Annotated in this window: 15 protein-coding genes; 14 read left to right on the top strand and 1 reads right to left on the bottom strand. The window is 47.7% G+C overall.

The features are described 5' to 3' along the window. Both Q0L39_RS06230 and Q0L39_RS06225 read left to right on the top strand, forming a co-directional pair. A partial coding sequence (locus Q0L39_RS06230) for a penicillin-binding transpeptidase domain-containing protein (protein ID WP_296627620.1) occupies positions 1-1,160 on the top strand: 1,160 nt, incomplete at its 5' end. A 126-nt stretch (positions 1,161-1,286) separates the two neighbouring features. After that, on the top strand, positions 1,287-2,129 hold the full coding sequence (locus Q0L39_RS06225; RefSeq protein WP_296627618.1) for an endonuclease/exonuclease/phosphatase family protein: 843 nt from the start codon (positions 1,287-1,289) through the stop codon (positions 2,127-2,129). A gap of 66 nt (positions 2,130-2,195) precedes the next feature. Here Q0L39_RS06225 and Q0L39_RS06220 read toward each other — a convergent pair whose 3' ends face one another. Then, positions 2,196-2,765 (bottom strand): manganese efflux pump MntP family protein, encoded by a 570-nt coding sequence (locus Q0L39_RS06220; RefSeq protein WP_366916346.1) that lies wholly within the window; start codon positions 2,763-2,765, stop codon positions 2,196-2,198. Between the two features lie 248 nt (positions 2,766-3,013). Here Q0L39_RS06220 and Q0L39_RS06215 point away from each other — a divergent pair, with 248 nt between their 5' ends. From Q0L39_RS06215 to Q0L39_RS06160, 12 genes are all read left to right on the top strand, one after another. After that, a complete protein-coding gene (locus Q0L39_RS06215) occupies positions 3,014-3,928 on the top strand; it encodes a DUF5685 family protein (protein ID WP_296627616.1) in 915 nt (304 codons plus the stop codon). Further along, positions 3,925-4,566 carry a J domain-containing protein gene (locus Q0L39_RS06210; RefSeq protein ID WP_296627614.1) on the top strand — a complete coding sequence of 214 codons (642 nt, stop codon included), beginning with the start codon at positions 3,925-3,927 and terminating at the stop codon, positions 4,564-4,566. Before Q0L39_RS06215 ends, Q0L39_RS06210 begins: the two co-directional genes overlap by 4 nt. Before the next feature lie 21 nt (positions 4,567-4,587). Beyond that, the gene (locus tag Q0L39_RS06205) at positions 4,588-5,127 is read left to right on the top strand and encodes a hypothetical protein (RefSeq protein ID WP_296627613.1); all 540 of its coding nucleotides are present in this window, start codon (positions 4,588-4,590) and stop codon (positions 5,125-5,127) included. A 168-nt stretch (positions 5,128-5,295) separates the two neighbouring features. Continuing rightward, positions 5,296-6,870 (top strand): polysaccharide biosynthesis C-terminal domain-containing protein, encoded by a 1,575-nt coding sequence (locus tag Q0L39_RS06200; RefSeq protein WP_296627610.1) that lies wholly within the window; start codon positions 5,296-5,298, stop codon positions 6,868-6,870. A 50-nt stretch (positions 6,871-6,920) separates the two neighbouring features. Beyond that, positions 6,921-7,976, top strand: coding sequence for an aldose epimerase family protein (locus Q0L39_RS06195; protein WP_296627608.1), 1,056 nt, complete (start codon positions 6,921-6,923; stop codon positions 7,974-7,976). A gap of 1,021 nt (positions 7,977-8,997) precedes the next feature. Next, positions 8,998-9,948, top strand: a complete 951-nt coding sequence (locus Q0L39_RS06190) for an ABC transporter permease (RefSeq protein ID WP_296627606.1) — start codon at positions 8,998-9,000, stop codon at positions 9,946-9,948. After that, a complete protein-coding gene (oppC, locus tag Q0L39_RS06185; RefSeq protein ID WP_296627604.1) occupies positions 9,948-10,898 on the top strand; it encodes an oligopeptide ABC transporter permease OppC in 951 nt (316 codons plus the stop codon). The genes Q0L39_RS06190 and oppC overlap by 1 nt, the downstream gene beginning before the upstream one ends. Positions 10,899-10,921: 23 nt before the next feature. Further along, complete coding sequence (locus Q0L39_RS06180; RefSeq protein WP_296627602.1) at positions 10,922-11,962, top strand: ABC transporter ATP-binding protein; 1,041 nt, start codon at positions 10,922-10,924, stop codon at positions 11,960-11,962. Between the two features lie 5 nt (positions 11,963-11,967). Beyond that, on the top strand, positions 11,968-12,900 hold the full coding sequence (locus Q0L39_RS06175; protein WP_296627600.1) for an ATP-binding cassette domain-containing protein: 933 nt from the start codon (positions 11,968-11,970) through the stop codon (positions 12,898-12,900). A gap of 326 nt (positions 12,901-13,226) precedes the next feature. Then, positions 13,227-15,215 (top strand): ABC transporter substrate-binding protein, encoded by a 1,989-nt coding sequence (locus Q0L39_RS06170; protein WP_296627599.1) that lies wholly within the window; start codon positions 13,227-13,229, stop codon positions 15,213-15,215. Between the two features lie 143 nt (positions 15,216-15,358). Continuing rightward, positions 15,359-15,802, top strand: coding sequence for a hypothetical protein (locus Q0L39_RS06165; protein ID WP_296627597.1), 444 nt, complete (start codon positions 15,359-15,361; stop codon positions 15,800-15,802). A 304-nt stretch (positions 15,803-16,106) separates the two neighbouring features. Further along, the gene (locus tag Q0L39_RS06160) at positions 16,107-18,722 is read left to right on the top strand and encodes a cation-translocating P-type ATPase (protein ID WP_296627595.1); all 2,616 of its coding nucleotides are present in this window, start codon (positions 16,107-16,109) and stop codon (positions 18,720-18,722) included. The last annotated feature ends 240 nt before the right edge of the window (positions 18,723-18,962 follow it).

Below are 18,962 nucleotides of genomic sequence, written 5' to 3'. Positions count from 1 at the left end.
AACAAGCCTACAATGACCGGCTTGCTGCCGCCGGAGAGCAAGTGACGGTGCGCTGCCAGGTGGATGCACTGGGACGGCCGATGGAAAACGGTAGCATGCAGGTGGAAGGCAGTTCCCGACCGCCGCAGCAGGGAGTCATCCTCACCCTTGATAAACGGATGCAGCAGGCGGTCGAGCAGGTGGGAGAACAGATCGATCAGGGTGCCATCGTAGTGATGGATGTGCAGACCGGTGCAATCACTGCCTCCGCCAGCTTTCCGCAGTATGATCCCTACCATTTGGAAACAGCGCTGGAAGATGCAGGTCAGCCGCTGATCAACCGCGCACTGCTGCCGTACTGCGTCGGTTCCAGCTTCAAACTGTCGGTCGCTGCCGCTGCATTGGAGGAAGGGATTTCCCCCAGTTTTTCGGTCGACTGTGTCGGCGGTACCACGGTGGCAGGACGAATCTTTTACTGTCACAACCGCGCCGGACACCGTGAGACCGATTTGAAGCGGGCGATCGAGCAATCCTGCAATCCTTATTTTATCAAGCTGGGTCAGGAAACTGGCGCCGAACAGCTGCTTGGCATGGCAAAAGCACTGGGATTTGGACAGGAAACACAGCGTGCAGACGGTGTAATAGCGCAGGCGGGAAACCTTCCGACGTTAGGAGAACTGTCCAGTCCACATGAGCTGGCAAACTTTTCCTTTGGACAGGGAAAGCTCACTGCTACACCGGTACAGATTGCAGCGATGGTCAGTGCAGTAGCCAACGGTGGAATGGCAGTAACACCACATCTGGTGATGGGCACCACCGAGGACGGACAGACGGTGCAGGAAAAGGAATCTCCTGCACCGGTGCGGGTGTTTTCACAGCAGACGGCGGCATTTTTGCAGAAAGCGATGATCGGCGTTGTCGAGGAAGGAAGCGCACCGCTGGCACAGCCCAAGCAGGGCGGCGCCGGAGGAAAAACAGCCTCCGCTCAGACCGGACTGTACGACGAAGAAGGCGAGGAGATCGTCCATGCGTGGTTTGCAGGCTTCTTTCCTGCACAGAATCCGCAGTATGCAGCGGTCATTTTGATCGAGGGCGGTGAGTACGGCGGACAGGTAGCGTCACCGCTGTTTGCGCAGCTGGTGGATTTGTATGGACCGTTGGACGAGGCGGAGATACAATAAATTTTCTCACTTGTAAAAAATATCCTATTTGCAATTTGCGGATTTGTGCTATAATAAATATAGGGGATCAGTGTACTGGTCCCTTTTACCGACAGACAGCCGGAAGCAGAAAGGAGCAGGATACCCATGGCTATATCAATGACACAGGGAGATGTGATCAAGGTCGTCTCCTTTAATCTCCGGCGGGACTTTGGTCCACAGCGCAAAAACCGCTGGGAAACCCGCAAAGAGCTTGCAGCAAGAATGATATCCGAGTCGGATGCCGCCATCATCGGCGTGCAGGAATTTCTGCCGCGGATGCGCCAGGACCTCAAGGAAATGCTGGAAGGATACAGCATCTTCGGAAAGGGACGGCTGAGCGGAAAAAATCCGAACAACGACGAACATTCGGATATCATCATCAAGAACAATGATGTGGAGGTAGCCAGCTGCCATACGTTCTGGCTTTCGAAACATCCAGATGTTCCCAGCCGTGCCTACTTTGCAGTCTATCCCCGTATCTGTACTGTGGCGGAGGTCAAAATGAAAAAAAGCGGACGCCGCATCCGTGTTTTTAACACCCACTTTGACCATGTCAGCCCTCTGGCCAGAACCTTTGGCGCAAAGCTGATTTTGGAGCAGATCCACCGCTTTAATCAGACCGATCCGCTGCCGACCATCGTGATGGGGGACTTTAACGCCAGCCCTAACAGCAAGGCGGTCCGCCTGATGCGGGAAAACCTGATGAACTACAAGGATGTCCGTTTGCAGGATATCTATGGTTTTCTCGACCAGCTGATCGGCAACACCTACCACGGATTTAAAGGGAAGATTACCCAGAAATTTAAACCGATCGACTATATCTTCGTCTCAGACGATTTCGAGGTGGTCACCGCTTCGGTGAATACCCAAAGCTACGACGGTGCTTATCCATCCGATCACTATCCCATCAGTGCAGTGCTGCGCTTAAAACCGCAGACACAAGAATAATGTATAAAAAATCCCTGCGCCAATCTGGTGCAGGGATTTTTTATACATTGACAGATACAAATTAGCTTAGGCAAGCAATGTGTGCTCAAGCAGGATTTTGACGCCGATCAGGATGAGGATAACGCCGCCGAATACCTCCGCCTTACTCTTGAGCAGCGAGCCAAAGCCTTTGCCGAGGAAGGAGGCAGCCAGCGAGAGCAGCAGGGTGGTCAGAGCGATGATACCGCTTGCAGAGAAGATCTCCACCTGAAGCAGCGCAAAGCTGACGCCGACAGCAAGAGCATCGATGCTAGTCGCAACGGCCTGGGTGACAATGGTGCCGAAAGGAAGGTTGACGTCACATTCTTCCTCCTCAGGATGGATCGCTTCCCAAACCATCTTGCCGCCGATGAAAGCAAGCAGCAAAAAGGCAACCCAATGGTCAAACGACGAGATCAGCGCAGAGAAGGTTCTGCCCAGAAAGTAGCCCAGCAGCGGCATCAGTCCCTGGAACAGGCCGAACATTGCCGACCACACAAAGGCGTGGCCGAAAAAACGGTTTTTGTTACAGTGACCGGAAATGCACATGCCGTTGGTCATCGAAACCGCAAAGGCGTCCATCGAAAGTCCCACCGCAATCATCAACAGGTTTAACAAGTAAATTCCTCCTCGATTCTCAGTTCAGATGTAGCTGTGTTGTTATTGTATTTGATTCAAACATGGAATAGTATACCAGTTTTTTGTATAATTCACAAGGGAATTGCGGCGGAAGAAAATGGAATTTTACAGAAAAAAAGGGAAAGGATATGAAGAAAATAGAAAAGTTTACTGCCTGTTCAAGAAATAACAGCGCCAGTATTGTAAAATAATAAAAGAAATTTCGTCTTTGGGAGGTGCAGTCAGCGATGTTTGGTTATATAAAACCTGCCAAAGCGGAATTAAAGGTCAAAGAATGGGAAGCCTATCAGGGAATCTACTGTGGACTGTGCAAGCAGCTGGCACGCCGGTATGGATGGTTTGCCAGAATGACACTCAATTACGATTTTGTTTTTCTGGCAGTGCTGGATATGGCGCTGCGGGAAAAGCAGATTCATTTTTGCCGAGAGCACTGTGTCGTGCATCCGCTCAAAAAGCGCACCTGCTGCCGGCCAAACGAGAGTTTGGAGCTGTGCTGTGATGTGGCAATGCTGCTGACCTGTCACAAGTTGGAGGATGACCTGCACGACGAGGGTTTTTTAAAGCGGACGATGGTCCGGCTGATCCTGCCGTTTGCACGGAGGGACTACCGCAAGGCTGCGGCTTTTCGTCCGGAGCTTGCACAAAAGCTGCGCGAACAGATGCAGCGTCAGCAGCAGCTGGAGGACGGACACTGTGCCAATGTTGACCAGGCTGCCGAACCGACCGCCTGTCTGATGGGACAGGTTTTATCCTCCTTGTCGGAGGACCCAATGCGCCGGCGGGTGCTGGAACGGCTGGGATATCTGCTGGGACGCTTTGTTTATCTCATTGATGCACTGGACGACTGGGATGAGGATACTGCAAAAGGACGGTACAATCCCTTTGCAGAGCGTGCAGCACAGGAACAGGAAACCGATCGCTGCACCATGTATGCTGACGCCAGAGGAACATTGTATCTGACCATCGCCGAGATGAGAAAGACATACGATCTTCTGGGAGTGCGCTCACTGGATACCGTGCTGGAAAATGTGCTGGATCTGGGACTGCGCAGTACGGTCGATCAGATTATGGCAAAAAGAATGACACAAACAGAAGAAAATTCAAATAGAACTGAGCAACAGAGAGAGGGCAACAAACAATGACAGATCCATATCAGGTGTTGGGAGTTTCGCCAAACGCTTCGGATGAACAGATTAAAAATGCATACCGCGAGCTGGCCAGAAAATACCATCCCGACAACTATGCAAACAATCCGCTGGCAGATTTGGCGCAGGAGAAGATGAAGGAAATCAACGAAGCCTACGACCAGATTCAGCGTCAGCGCAAACAGCAGCAGAGCTATTCTTCTCAGGGAGGATATTCTCGTCAGAGCTATGGTTCCGCGCAGAGCGGCTACTCGCAGTTTGCGGATATTCGCCAGCTGCTCAACGCAAACCGTACCTCCGACGCAGAAGAACTGCTGGAAGGAATTCCGCAGCACCGCCGCGATGCAGAGTGGTACTATCTGCGCGGACGGGTGTTCTATGTGCGCGGATGGCTGGACCAGGCATACAGCTGTTATGCGCGCGCTGTCCAGATGAATCCGTCAAATTCGGAGTATCAGTCGGCGCTCAATCAGCTGATGTGGCAGCGCAACACCGGTCGTGCGGCTGGCAACGGCTATGGAGATTACCGCAATGTGCAGTATGGCGGCTGCAGCGGCTGTGATATGTGTACCGGACTGATGTGTGCGGACTGCTGCTGTGAATGCATGGGCGGCGACCTGATCAGCTGCTGCTAAATCTCGGTAGGAAGTGATTTCGTGATTAAAAAAAGTACGCAGGTGGCGATGGGAGGCATTGCCTCCGCGCTGTGTCTGCTGCTGATGCTTTTAACCATCATCCCGATCGCAACCTACACCATGCCGGCATTGGCAGGAATGGTTCTGATCGTTGTTGTCATCGAAAACGGCTATTCGACAGCGTGGATGGTCTATGCAGCGGTGGGATTTCTGTCGCTGTTCATCTGTCCGGACAAGGAAGCTGCCATGTTGTTTGTGGGCTTCTTTGGATATTATCCGGTGCTCAAGGGCAAATTGGAAAAGATTCGGGTTCGTCTGGTGGAATATCTGGTCAAATTCGTCGTCTTTAATGTGGCGATGATCGCCAATTATCTGATTATCATCTATCTGTTTAGAATTCAGGATGTTCTGGAGGAGGTTGGCCCGCTGGGACAGTACAGCGTTCTGCTATTGCTGTTGATGGGCAACGTTGTATTCTTCATCTATGATGTGGCGCTGTCCAGAATCATTACGGCGTACAGAGAGGTGCTGCGGAAAAAAATCTTTCGCAGGGTAGGATAATTTCTGAACAGAATGTGATCATATACCTATTATAATGCGCTGCGTTATAAAAATATCAATAAAAGGAAACAGTCTTTTTGCAAAAAGCAAAAGGCTGTTTTCTTTTTTTACAGCGAAAGGTGCTGAACCTGGACATGTGTGCATATCCTCTTTGCAGGGGGGATCGACGTGAAACTCAACAAGAACAGTATTTTTTACCATTGCCTGCTGCTGAGCTCTTCCTCGGTGATGCTGCAGATGCTGGGATTTGGCTACCGCATCCTGCTGGGAAGGTTGGCTGGGGCACAGGCAATCGCTGTCTATGGGCTGGTCATGTCGGCCTACAATGTAGTGTTATCCTGCACCTTGACCGGTGTTGCACTGTCGGTCTCGCGAATAGCTGCCTCCTATCAGGCGATTGGAGAGGGAAGGTCGATCATTCGTCTGATCCGCACGGCACTCTGTCTGTTTCTGGGACTATTCTGTCTGCTGGCGATTCCCTTTGGGCTGGGACGTTCCTTCTTTGCAAATCAGATTTTAGGGAATCCCCAAACCGAAGCAGCACTGCTGCTGATTGTGCCCTGCTTGTTTCTGACAGGATTTGAAAATGTACACAAGGCGTTTTTCTATGGAACAGGACAGACGCTGCCGCCGACCATCTCAGAAACACTGGAGATGCTCTGCCGCATCATAGGAGCAGCAGTGCTGTTTTCGCTGGCACGGGAGAAGGGAAGTCTCAATGATGGGCAGGCAGCAGCCCTGATTGTCTGCGGTATGATTTTCAGCGAAATCATCAGCGCCAGCTTTTTGACCGGACTGTACCGCCTGCGCCGAAAAAAACTGCGCGGACGCGACAGCGTCGGGATGGGACGTATCCTGCGGGATATTGCATCGGTGGCAGTGCCGGTATCCTTGGCAACTCTGCTTGGCAGGCTGATTTCCTCCGCCAATATGGTGCTGATTCCCAGGGTTTTGATGCGGGCAGGCAGCAGCTATGAAACAGCGATGGAGGAGTTCGGTGTGCTTTCGGGAATGACCATACCGATGCTGATGCTGCCGTCGGCCTTTCTCTCACCGTTGATTACCGTGCTCAGTCCTCGATTTTCAGCGGAACATGCGCTGGATAATACGGCGATGATTCGGCGCAAAACGGCAAAGGCGCTGCATATTGTCGGGTTGATCGGCTTTCCTTCCATGGCATTGATGCTGTCGATGGGGAAGGAACTGGGGCTGCTGCTCTATCAAAATGAAAAAGTGGGGCAGCACCTGGCATTTTTGGTGGCGATTACAATGGCGGGCTTTTATTATGCGGTGCTGGAAAGTGTGCTGGAGAGCATCGGACTGCAAAAACGCTGCTCGGTGCTGACTGTGGTAGCCAGTTTGACGGGCTTGTGCTGCACGCTGTTTTTGGGAGGAGTACTGCGTCTGGGTATCCATGGTTATCTCTGCGGAGAGCTGCTCAGTGCTCTGCTGGGAGGCAGTGTTTGTCTGGTTTGGGTACTGCGGAACACAGGTTTGTCCTTGCGCCTGGAAAACTGGATAGGGCGTCCATTGTTAGCCTCAGCGACCGCCGCCGCACTTATGCGGCTGGTATTCAGCCGCTTATGGAACAGCGGGGTAGCTCAGCCGCTGGCAGTTGCTTTTTCTGCCGCACTTTTCTTTTTGTTATATACTGTTTTTCTGCGAGGACTGGGGACCGATTTCTGGACATACACACAGCATACGCTGCTCAGAGAAAATCACAGGAGTGAACCGCTTGTTTAATAGAAAAAAACTGTATATAATGTAAGAAAAAAGGATGGGAGGAAACTGTTTTGTCAGTAGAAAAAAAGGATTTTGGAAAGCTCAGCGATGGACGTCAGGTGCATTTATACACCATCGTCAATGCAAATGGGATGTCGGTCAGCCTGACCGAATTTGGTGCATCCATTGTTTCAATTATGGTTCAGGATCGTCAGGGGAATTGGAGAGATGTCGTGCTTGGATGTGACAATGCAGCCGCTTATGAAAAACAGACGGCAAGTCTGGGGTCGGTTCCAGGCAGACACGCCAACCGTATCGAAAAGGGTTGCTTTACACTCAATGGGCAGCAATATCAGTTGGCGATTAACGATGGACCAAACCATCTGCATGGAGGCCCCACCGGTTTTCAGCGCAGGCTGTGGAACGGAGAAATTGCAGGAAAGAACAGCGTCGTATTCACAAGGCTGAGTCCCGATGGGGAAGAAGGTTATCCAGGTAATCTTGTGGCTGCCGTACATTATATATTAGAAGACAACAACCAACTTCGGATTTGTTATCATGCGATTTCCGATAAAGATACCGTAATTAACCTAACCAATCATGCTTATTTTAATCTGAACGGTCATCAGAGCGGATCAGCTTTGGGGCAGTATCTGCAGATTTTTGCAGACCAGTTTACCGAAAATGATGCGGGCTGTCTTCCAACAGGGAGAAAGGTTTCGTTGGACAGCGATGAAGGAAAGCCTATGGACTTCCGTCAAATGCACATGATTGGGGAATTCATCAACGAGGAGAATCAGCATCTGAAAAACGGCAGTGGCTACGATCATAACTATGTGCTGCGAAAAGATGCCGAGGGATTGTGCGCTCGTGCATACAGTGAACAGAGCGGTATTTTGATGGAATGTCATACAACACAGCCTGGTCTGCAGCTATACACGGCAAATTTCCTGGAAGGAAGCCATATTGATGGAAAAGAGGGTGCAATTTACCACAATCGGGATGGTTTTTGCCTGGAAACACAGCATTTTCCAAACGCAATGGAGCATCCGGACTTTCCTGGCGTTGTCTTAAAGGCTGGTCAGGTATATCAGGAAGAGACAGGATACATTTTTAAAACAATTTAATTTTATCTTTTTGCGCCGCAGGCATATTTTTGACACGAAAACTTGCGGCGCTCTTTTTTAAATTAAAAGAGACTGTAACAGATTTGAACAAAGGCAAAAGGATCTATAAATGGAACGAAAATGGAATTTTTACTAAATTAAAGTATCAATATATGGAAGATATATCAATAAAAATACGGCGTATGGAGATGGATACTTCTGTCTATCCGCAATATTGAACAAAAAATTAGTCCGTTTGATGGGCAAAAAGTCAAAATTATTGGTCATCAATGAAAAATAACCTACAAAGACTTTTGACAGTTTCACATTTTTTTTGCAAATTATTCTAAAAAAGCAAAAAATGTTAGCACAAGTGCATACAAATTAATGCCTTAAACATACAAAATACCCAATTTAATTTAACGGGAACGAAATTAGGTAATCTTTGGTTGTGCAATTTGCTGGCAAATCCTTGAAATAGTTATTAGGTAATATATAATATTGACAAAGGCGATGATATCTGTTATCCTTTATTACGATAAATATTGATGTCACCCCTGAATCCGATCGAGTGTTATTTACACAGGAAATTTTATAAATATACTGTTTTCTGTATGATTTAGATTGGCAAAGGTGTTTGTGAGGATCAATGAAAAGGCTGCCATGGTACGAGAGATTTGTTTAGAAAATCTCTCGTATAAACTTTAATGGCAGATGCGATTGGCTTGGTTTTTAAGTAAACCCTGCTATGCGAAGGAGGAAAAACATGAAAAAAACAGAAACAAAGCTGTCTGCTTTGGCTGTGATCAAGCTGGAGGGCCCGAAAATGTACAGCTTGACCTTGCACTCAAAGAGAACCAGGCAGTCCAGGGGGTGAGCAGGTTACTGATCGTGATCCCGAGACTGATAACCGGAAGCTTACAGTGTTTGAGTGCTCTCTGTACCTGCCGTACAGAAACTACAAAAAGCCTAAGAGACCTGGTTGGTGGTCTATTGGAGTGAAATCCAATGAACAGTAATAGAATTCAGGAGTTGAATAATAATGATCAAATATACTATTAAAAGACTGTTACAGTCGATTGTGACAGTACTCATCATTGTTACAATCGTTTTCCTGTTGCTGAGAATGCTTCCTACTGACTACTATTTCACAGAAGAACAGCTGATGAAATTTACAGAGGAGCAGAAAAATGAGCAGTTGCTCGCGGCAGGACTTCTTGACCCGATTCCGGTACAGCTTTTCCGTTTCTATGGAGATCTTCTCCATTTTGATCTGGGCGAATCCAGACGTATTCAGAACGGCGTTCCGGTTGAGGAAGTTATTGGTGGTAAATTCGCCATCTCGATGCGACTTGGTCTGACCTCCCTTGCAATTTCGCTTGTTATCGGTGTTGCAGTTGGTATCCTGCAGACCCGTCATAAAGACAGACTCTTTGACCACATTGGTACCGCTTACACCATCTTTGTAAACGCAGTACCAGGACTGGTATCCTACTCATTGGTGCTGATCTTCGGTTCACGTGTTCTGGGATTGCCGTCAATGTATTCCAGCCGTAACCCTGGTCCATCCAGTATCCTTCCAATTGTGTGTCTGGCAATGACCTCCATTGCGTACTACGCACTGTGGACCAGACGTTACATGATTGATGAGCTGAACAAAGACTACATCAAGCTTGCTCGTGTAAAAGGTATGTCTACCAAAACAATCATGGTTAGACACGTTCTGAGAAATGCGTTCGTTCCGATCGCACAGTACCTGCCGGCATCCATGCTGTTGACCATCGGTGGTTCCCTGCTGGTTGAGAGATTCTTCTCTGTACCAGGTATGGGTCCTCTGCTGACCGACTCGATCAGCCGTTATGACACAAACATTGTTCAGGCACTGGTAATCCTGTACGCATCCCTGGGTATTTTGGGCGTATTCCTGGGCGACGTACTGATGATGATCATCGACCCAAGAATTACACTTGCTAGCAAAGGAGGTTCGAGATAGTGGAAGACCAGAACAAAGTATTGGATCAGAAACTGGAAAATGAAGACGAACTCTTTACCTTTGTAGAGTATTCTCCAGAGGCTGCTGAGATGATCGGTTATTCCGACTACTCGTATTGGAAATCTGTTTTCCAGAACTTTTTGAAGAAAAAATCTGCAGTAGTACTTAGTATTATTTTCTTTGGCCTGGTAATTTTCTCCTTCATCGCACTGGCCATCGGCAAATACAACTATGCAGAACTTGTTACAGACAGCTCGAAAGCATTTATCAGCCCGAACTCTGAATACTGGTTCGGTACTGACAACATCGGACGTGACTACTGGTGCCAGGTTTGGTACGCATCTCAGACCTCCATCAAACTGGCTCTGATCGTAGCAATCGGTGAGTGTGCACTGGGTATCACCATCGGTTGTCTGTGGGGTTATGTCCGCAAGCTCGACCGTTTCTTCACCGAGCTGTACAACATCATTCACAACGTTCCTACTATTCTTTACATGACCCTGATCGCACTGCTGATCGGTCAGAGCTTCACCATCATGGCAGTATCGCTGATCTGCTTTGGCTGGCTGGTAATGGCAAGAAACGTACGTAACCTGGTACTGATGTATCGTGACCGTGAGTTCAACCTTGCATCCAGAACACTGGGTACTCCAATCCATCGAATCCTTATTAAGAACATTCTGCCGCAGCTGATCAGCGTTATCATCCTGCGACTGGCACTGTCCATCCCAGGTACCATCGGTATGGAGTCCACTCTGTCTTACCTCGGTCTGGGCCTTGACATCAACACACCTTCTCTGGGTATTCTGCTGAGAAACGCACGTAGCTACTTCCTGGATTATCCTTACCTGCTCGTATTCCCAGCTGTTATCGTATCGCTGATTACCGTTACCTTCTACCTGATCGGTAACGCATTCTCCGATGCTTCTGACCCACGAAATCACGTATAAACTAGGAACAGGAGGAAAGCATAATGGCAAAAGAACCAATTTTATCTGCTAAAGATGTGGAAATCCAGTTCAGTTTACGTGGACGCAAGCTGACCGCAATCAGAAAGTGTTCTTTGGACCTTTATGAAGGTGAAACACTGGCGATTGTAGGAGAATCTGGTTCCGGTAAATCGGTATTCACAAAATCTTTCATCGGTATGCTTGATGCAAACGGTAGCATTACTGGCGGCAGCATCATGTATGAAGGCGTAGATATTTCCAAATACAAAACTGAAAAAGAGTGGCTGACCATTCGAGGCAAAAAGATCGCAATGGTTATGCAGGACCCAATGACTTCTCTGAACCCACTGAAAAAGATTGGTAAACAGATTCAGGAAAGTATTGAGCTGCATCAGGGACTGAAGGGCGAAGCTGCTAAAAAAGAAGCACTCGAGATGCTCAAAAAAGTAGGTATTCCTGATCCAGAGCGCCGCTATAATCAGTATCCACACGAGTTTTCCGGTGGTATGAGACAGCGTGTAGTTATCGCAATCGCTGTTGCCTGCCGTCCACAGATCCTGATCTGTGACGAGCCTACTACCGCTCTGGACGTAACCATTCAGGCACAGATTCTGGACCTGGTACGTCACCTGCAGTCTGAACTGCACATGACTGTTATTTACATCACCCACGACTTGGGCGTTGTTGCAAACGTAGCTGACCGTGTTGCTGTTATGTACGCTGGTCAGATCGTTGAATATGGTTTGGTTAATGAGATCTTCTATGATGCTTGGCATCCATACACCTGGGCTTTGCTTTCTGCACTGCCACAGCTGGGTGTTAAAGGTCAGGAACTTCCTTCCATCGAGGGTACTCCTCCGAACCTGTTTAATACCATCAAAGGTGATGCATTTGCACCTCGTAATAAACATGCGCTGGCGATTGATTTTGTCAAAGAGCCACCGTTCTTCCCAATTTCTGAAACACACAGCGCGAAGACTTGGTATCTGGACCCACGTGCTCCAAAGATCGAGCAGCCAGAGGCCGTTCGCCGTCTGCGTGAGAAAATGAGAGAGAGGAGATAATGGCTATGGCAGAAAGAGAGAAATTAATCGAAATTAAAGATTTGCAGATTAGTTTTGGAACCGGAAGAAAGAAGTTCGTAGCTGTAGACCATGTCAATTTTGACATTTACAAAGGCGAGACATTCTCTCTGGTAGGCGAGTCTGGTTCTGGCAAAACCACTATCGGACGTGCGATTCTGAGAATCAACCCAACCTCTGCAGGTGAAATCTATTTTAAAGGTCAGAAGATCAACGGCAAGATTGATGTAAATCTTGATAAAGAAGTTATTCGTAAATGCCAGATGATCTTCCAGGACCCAATGGCTTCGCTGAACGAACGTGCGAAGGTTGACTATATCATTTCTGAAGGTCTGCTCAACTTCCATCTTTATAAAGATGAGAAAGAACGTGAAGAGAAGGTACAGAAAGCTCTGCACGAAGTAGGTCTGCTGCCAGAGTTCGCTTCCCGTTTCCCACACGAGTTCTCGGGTGGTCAGAGACAGCGTATCGGTATTGCTAGAGCGCTGATTATGGAGCCAGAGTTCATCGTAGCTGACGAGCCAATTTCCGCGCTGGACGTATCGATCCGTGCGCAGGTACTGAACCTTCTGAATAAGCTGAAAAAGAGCAGAGGTCTGACCTATCTGTTTATTGCGCATGACCTGTCGGTTGTACGCTTTATCTCGGACCGTATTGCCGTTATTCATAAAGGTAGAATCGTTGAGCTTGCTGAGGCAGAAGAACTCTTCCTGCATCCGCTGCATCCTTACACCAAGGCATTGCTGTCGGCTGTTCCTCAGCCAGACCCAGAAGTTGAGAAAAAGAAGAAACTGCTGGTTTACGATCCATCTATCCATGATTATTCTGTTGACAAGCCAGTTTGGGAAGAAATTCTGCCAGGACACTTTGTCTATGGTAACCAGAAAGAGCTTGAACAGTATAGAAAAGAAGTTCAGTAAAAATATTTTTCTCATAGTAAAACAGAGCTGGCCCAAATGGGTCAGCTCTGTTTTTTATAAATACGATATTATGCAGGATTTTAGCGTAATACATGCAAAATTTATTCAATTATGCAGAATATTGCCAGATAATTGGCAATAAAAAGGAATTTTATTAAAAAATTTGAAATAAATTATTGACATATCCTTCATGATGTGGTATTCTTGAAACAATCAGCTGAGACGGTTATATTTCACTTAAATTAAATTATCACCAGAATATAACCGTAATAGGTGCCCCGAAAGTCTTATTCACCAAGACTGAGGGATAAAGGAGGAAAGTAGTAATGAAGAAAACAATCTCTCGACTTCTCGCATTGGCATTGGCAAGTGCGCTTGTACTGAGCGGATGTTCCGGCTCGACTGGCGGAAGCGATGCAAACGGAGAAACATCCTCGGAAGCAAATGGCAGCTCTGAAACTACAGAAGCTTCGGCTGATGAAATCACCGATCTTGTTATCCCGAAAGTAGCAACCCGTGAGCTGGAAACATTCAACATTCTCTATAGCCAGCTGGCAGCCGACTTTGAAAACCTCTGTAACCTGACTGATCCTTTGCTGGAAGTAGATAACCACGGTGCACTGTCTCCAGCACTTGCTGAAGAATGGGGAACCGAAGATGGAGGCTTAACCTGGACATTTAAACTTCGTGAAGGCGTTAAATGGGTTGACATGAACGCTCAAGAAAAAGCTGACGTTACCTCTATGGACTTTGCAACCGGTCTGGAGTGGGTACTGAACTTCCACAAAAATGACTCTGCAAACACTTCGATGCCAGTTGAAATGATCAAAGGCGCATCGGAATACTATGAATATACCAAGAGCCTGAGCAAAGAAGAAGCTTATGCTCTGACTGCTGGTGAAGGTTCTAAATTCCAGGAAATGGTTGGAATTGATGTATCCGATCCTCAGACAGTTGTTTATACCTGCGTTGAACCAAAACCATACTTCGACACTGTTGCTACATACGCATGTCTGTACCCACTGGCACAGGGCATGATCGATGAACTGGGCGTTGACGGTGTTAAAGCAATGAACAACGAGACCATGTGGTACAACGGCTGCTACACTATGACCGCTTACATTCAGGGCAATGAGAAAACCTTTACCAAAAACCCAACATACTGGGATACTGAATGCAAACTGTTCAACACTGTTACCATCAAGATGGTAGAGTCTACCGACGTTGCTTTCCAGCTGTATCAGACAGGTGAGGTTGATTACACCGATCTGACAGAAGCAAACATCAAGACCATCAGCGGCAATGAGAACAACGACTTTAACCAGTATCTGGTTGAAAGACCTGCTGATAAATATTCCTATCAGATTCACTTTAACTACAACAAACTGAATGAAGACGGCACAGAAGATACCAACTGGAACACTGCGATCGCTAACGAAGCATTCAGAAAAGCAATCTACTACGGACTTGATTTCTCTGAGTACTATCCACGAATCAATGCAGTTAACCCAATGAGCTGTGAAAACAACTTCTACACCATGAAGGGTCTGGTTTACACCTCTGACGGTACCGACTATGTAAAACTCGTTCAGAAAGAAATGGGCCTGCCGGATCTCAATGGTGAAACCATGGTTCGTCTGGATTCCGAAAAATTCGAACAGTACAAACAGCAGGCAATGGAAGAACTGACCGCTGCTGGCGTTACCTTCCCAGTTTCGATGACATACTACATCGCAGCTGCTAACCAGGTATCTCTGGACGGTGCAAACGTTCTTGCTCAGACCATTTCCAACAGCTTGGGCGATGACTTCATCAAACTGGAAATCAAGACCTATATCAAGAGCTCCACTCAGGAAGTTTATGAGCCACATCTCCACTCGATCACTATGAACGGTTGGGGCGCTGACTACGGTGACCCACAGAACTACCTCGGCCAGGAAACCTACGGTTACGACAACGCTTACTATTCTACCTCCCAGTCCAAGATCAATGACGTAGAGGAAAATGAAAATACAAAAGCATTGTTGGATACCTACAAAGAGTTTACCGAGCTGGTAGATGCTGCAAACGCAATCCACGATGATCTGGATGCTCGTTATGCTGCATACGCAAAAGCAGAAGCTTATATGCTCGACCATGTACTTGTTCTGCCAGTATACTACAACGTTCCATGGTGCCTGACTAAGATCAATCCATACTCCAAGATGAACGCAATGTTTGGTAGCCAGAACGAAAAGATGAAGAACTGGGAGACCAACGTCAACGGTTACACCACTGAAGAGATGGATGCAATCGCAGCAGAATACAACGCATAATCGTTTGTTTCACTCATCTTCAAAAATTTTACACAAACTTTCAGTTACCTGGGCTTTATGCTCAGGTAACTGTTTTGTGGTTTTTGGGTTTTTAAAGATTTACAAAGAAAGTAACGTCAAAACAGAAAGGAATTTATACGGGAATGAAAAACTTTTTCAAAAAATACAATAAGTATATGATTGGACCGATGATTTATAAGACACTGACCCGCTTGATGATCGGTGCACTCCTTTGTTTGTTATGGGCAAAGTATGGAAATACCTCGGGACATTTTACGGTATTAAACTATCCATTTTTTATTTTGGGTGTTACTTTTTTGGGACTCTTATGGAAGAATTATTTGCAGTTGGATGGCGTCGGAGGAGGCCTGGTCAGTGCCAGAGAAGCACTTGGTATCCTGTTTAAAAGAAGGAAGGAAGAGAAAAAGTATAAAGGCATTTCTGACTATGCAAATCAGGAGAGAAGAGAAGATGCAGAGGAGTTTGATGGGCTCAGCGACGAAGAAAAGCTGATGTGTGCCATGGCAGCCAATTTTTTCTCCGCATTGTTTTTCCTGCTGCCTTCGATTGCAGTGAGTATAATGTAAAAAAGGTTTTATCCTGAAAATAAACTGGGAATACTTGACAAAACACATTTTTGCAGATATACTATGTATCAAACAAAACACAGTACCCATATTAAAAGGGAGTAGTTCACGACATACGCGCAACAATCTCGTTGGCTCTGTAAAGTGCCTTCTGCGCTATGTGCCAAACTTTTTGGTAACAAGACTTTTCATGTGGTTTCCGTACATACTGGTATTGGAAACGCAGGAAGAGTCTTTTTTTATTGCCTTTGTACAGTGACAGTGCAAAGTGCCTTGCTTTGGAATTGAAGGAGGAATTTACAAAATGGATCAAATGTTCCGCAAAACCGCGCAGCAGGTGCTGGACCAGTTTGGTGTAACCAAGGATGGTCTGACACAGGCTCAGGTGGAAAAACAACGCCAAACCTACGGAGAAAATGCTTTGGCAGAGGAAAAGAAGAAAAGTCCGCTGGTTGTTTTTCTTGAGCAGTTTAAGGACCTGCTGGTTATCATCCTGATTATTGCGGCGATTATTTCGGCAGTATCGGGCAACAGCGAAAGCACCATCGTTATTCTTGCAGTTATCACCCTGAACGCGATTCTGGGTACCGTCCAGCACTTTAAGGCAGAAAAATCGTTGGAAAGCCTGAAAGCTCTTTCTTCGCCAAGCGCAAAGGTCATGCGCGACGGCAGAAAGGTGGAGGTTCCATCCAAAGATATCGTTCCTGGCGATATCCTGATGCTGGAGGCCGGCGACCTTGTCGTAGCTGACGGCCGTATCGTCGAAAACTATTCGCTGCAGGTCAACGAAAGCTCGCTGACCGGTGAGTCGGAAGGCGTTGATAAAATCAGCGATGTCATTGATGCGGAAAGTGTTGCACTGGGTGACCAGAAAAACATGGTCTTTTCCGGCTCGCTTGTCACCTATGGTCGTGCCTGTGTTGTTGTTACTGCTACCGGTATGAAAACCGAAATCGGTAAGATTGCAACACTGATGAACCAGACCCAGCAGAAAAAGACTCCTTTGCAGGAGAGCATGGATAACTTCAGCCAGAAGCTGGCGATTGCGATTATCGGCATCTGTATCGTTGTATTCGGCCTGAGCCTGTATCGTGAAATGCCGATTCTGGATTCTCTGATGTTTGCTGTTGCACTGGCTGTTGCAGCAATTCCAGAGGCACTTAGCTCGATTGTTACCATCGTACTGGCAATGGGTACCCAGAAGATGGCCAGAGAAAATGCCATCATCAAGGAACTCAACGCTGTTGAAAGCTTGGGTTCGGTATCGGTTATCTGTTCGGATAAAACCGGTACATTGACCCAGAACAAGATGACCACCAAACAGGTTTACGCTGACTTTACTCTGTTTGATGGAGAAAACCTCGATTTTGCAAATCCGGCACATCGCTGGCTGCTCAAGACCGCAGTTCTTGCAAACGATTCCACTTCAGTGGACGGCAAGGAGATCGGCGACCCGACCGAAGTTGCACTGATTAACCTCGCACATAAATTCTGGGTGGAAGAGACCACCTATCGTACCCAGCATCCTCGTCTGGCAGAGCTGGCCTTTGACTCTGACCGCAAGCTGATGAGCACACTGCACTGCCTGGATGGCGTGTATACCCTCTGCACCAAAGGCGCCATGGACGTTCTGCTTGCTCGCAGCGTCAATGTTGTAACCTCTGAGGGAGTTCGCCCGATTACAGAGGAAGATAAGAAAAAGATTTCCGAGACCAATACCCATCTGTCGGAAAATGGTCTGCGTGTCCTTGCCTTCGCCTATAAGGAGCTCCCGGACAGCTCCTGCTGTGACACCTTGAATCTGGAGGACGAAAGCGGATACACCTTCGTCGGCCTTGTTTCGATGATTGACCCGCCGCGTGAGGAATCCAAGAAGGCTGTTGCCGATGCAAAACGCGGCGGCATCCGCACCGTAATGATTACCGGTGACCACAAGGTTACTGCGACTGCGATTGCAAAACAGATTGGTATTTTCGAAGAGGGCGACATCGCGCTCAGCGGTGTGGAACTCGACAAGATGAGCGACGAAGAGCTGGCAGAAAAGCTGGAGCATGTTTCGGTTTATGCCCGTGTTTCTCCAGAGCATAAGATCCGCATCGTCGATGCATGGCAGAAGAAGGGCAAGATCGTTTCGATGACCGGCGACGGCGTCAACGATGCTCCTGCACTGAAGAAAGCAAACATCGGTGTTGCTATGGGTATCACCGGCACCGAGGTTTCCAAGGATGCCGCTGCAATGATTCTGACCGACGACAACTTTGCAACCATCGTCAAAGCGGTTACCAACGGTCGAAACGTCTATGCAAACATCAAGAACGCCATCAAGTTCCTGCTGTCCGGCAATATGTCCGGTATCCTCAGCGTACTGTACACCTCGCTGTTTGCACTGCCGATTCCTTTCGAGCCGGTTCATCTGCTGTTCATTAACCTCTTGACCGACTCGCTGCCGGCGATTGCCATCGGTATGGAACCTCCGCGTGAGGACCTGCTCAACCAGAAGCCAAGAAATCCAAAAGAGTCGATCATGACCAAGGACTTTATGCTGACCCTGCTGGTACAGGGCGCAATTATCGGCGCCTTTGTCATGGCCGCATACCACATCGGTCTGGCACAGAGCGGTGCTGCACTGGCAAGCACAATGGCATTTGCAACACTGACCCTGGCAAGACTGTTCCACGGCTTCAACTGCCGTGCCGATGCTTCGATCTTTAAGCTCGGCCTGCGCTCCAATATCTACTCCATCCTGGCCTTCCTGGCAGGTCTGCTGCTGCTCAATGCGGTTCTGTTCATCCCAGCATTCCATGGCCTGTTCATGATTGCGGATCTGACCGCCGGTGATGTCGGCATGATCTATCTGCTGGCTTTCCTGCCGACTGTTATCATCCAGCTCTACAAGGTCATCAAGGAAAGAAGAAAATAAAAGAATCTTCCAATTTTTTCCGCCCCTACCTTTTTGGTATGGGCGGAATTTTTTAGGGGATGCTATGGATGAGGTGATTGTGATGAGTCGTCAAAGCGCATATTTTCACACACAACACAGACATCCTGATTATCAGACACTGCGGGACCAGCTGAATCAGCTGGATGGGATTCATTCGATGGAGATCAACTATCTGGACCATGGAGTCACCGTCAATTATGACAATGGCTGTCTGCCCTA

The sequence above is a fragment of the uncultured Negativibacillus sp. genome, assembly GCF_944388365.1.
Taxonomy (GTDB): domain Bacteria; phylum Bacillota; class Clostridia; order Oscillospirales; family Ruminococcaceae; genus Negativibacillus.
Note: the sequence above shows the minus strand (reverse complement) of the source record. Positions and strands in the feature narration are given on the sequence as shown.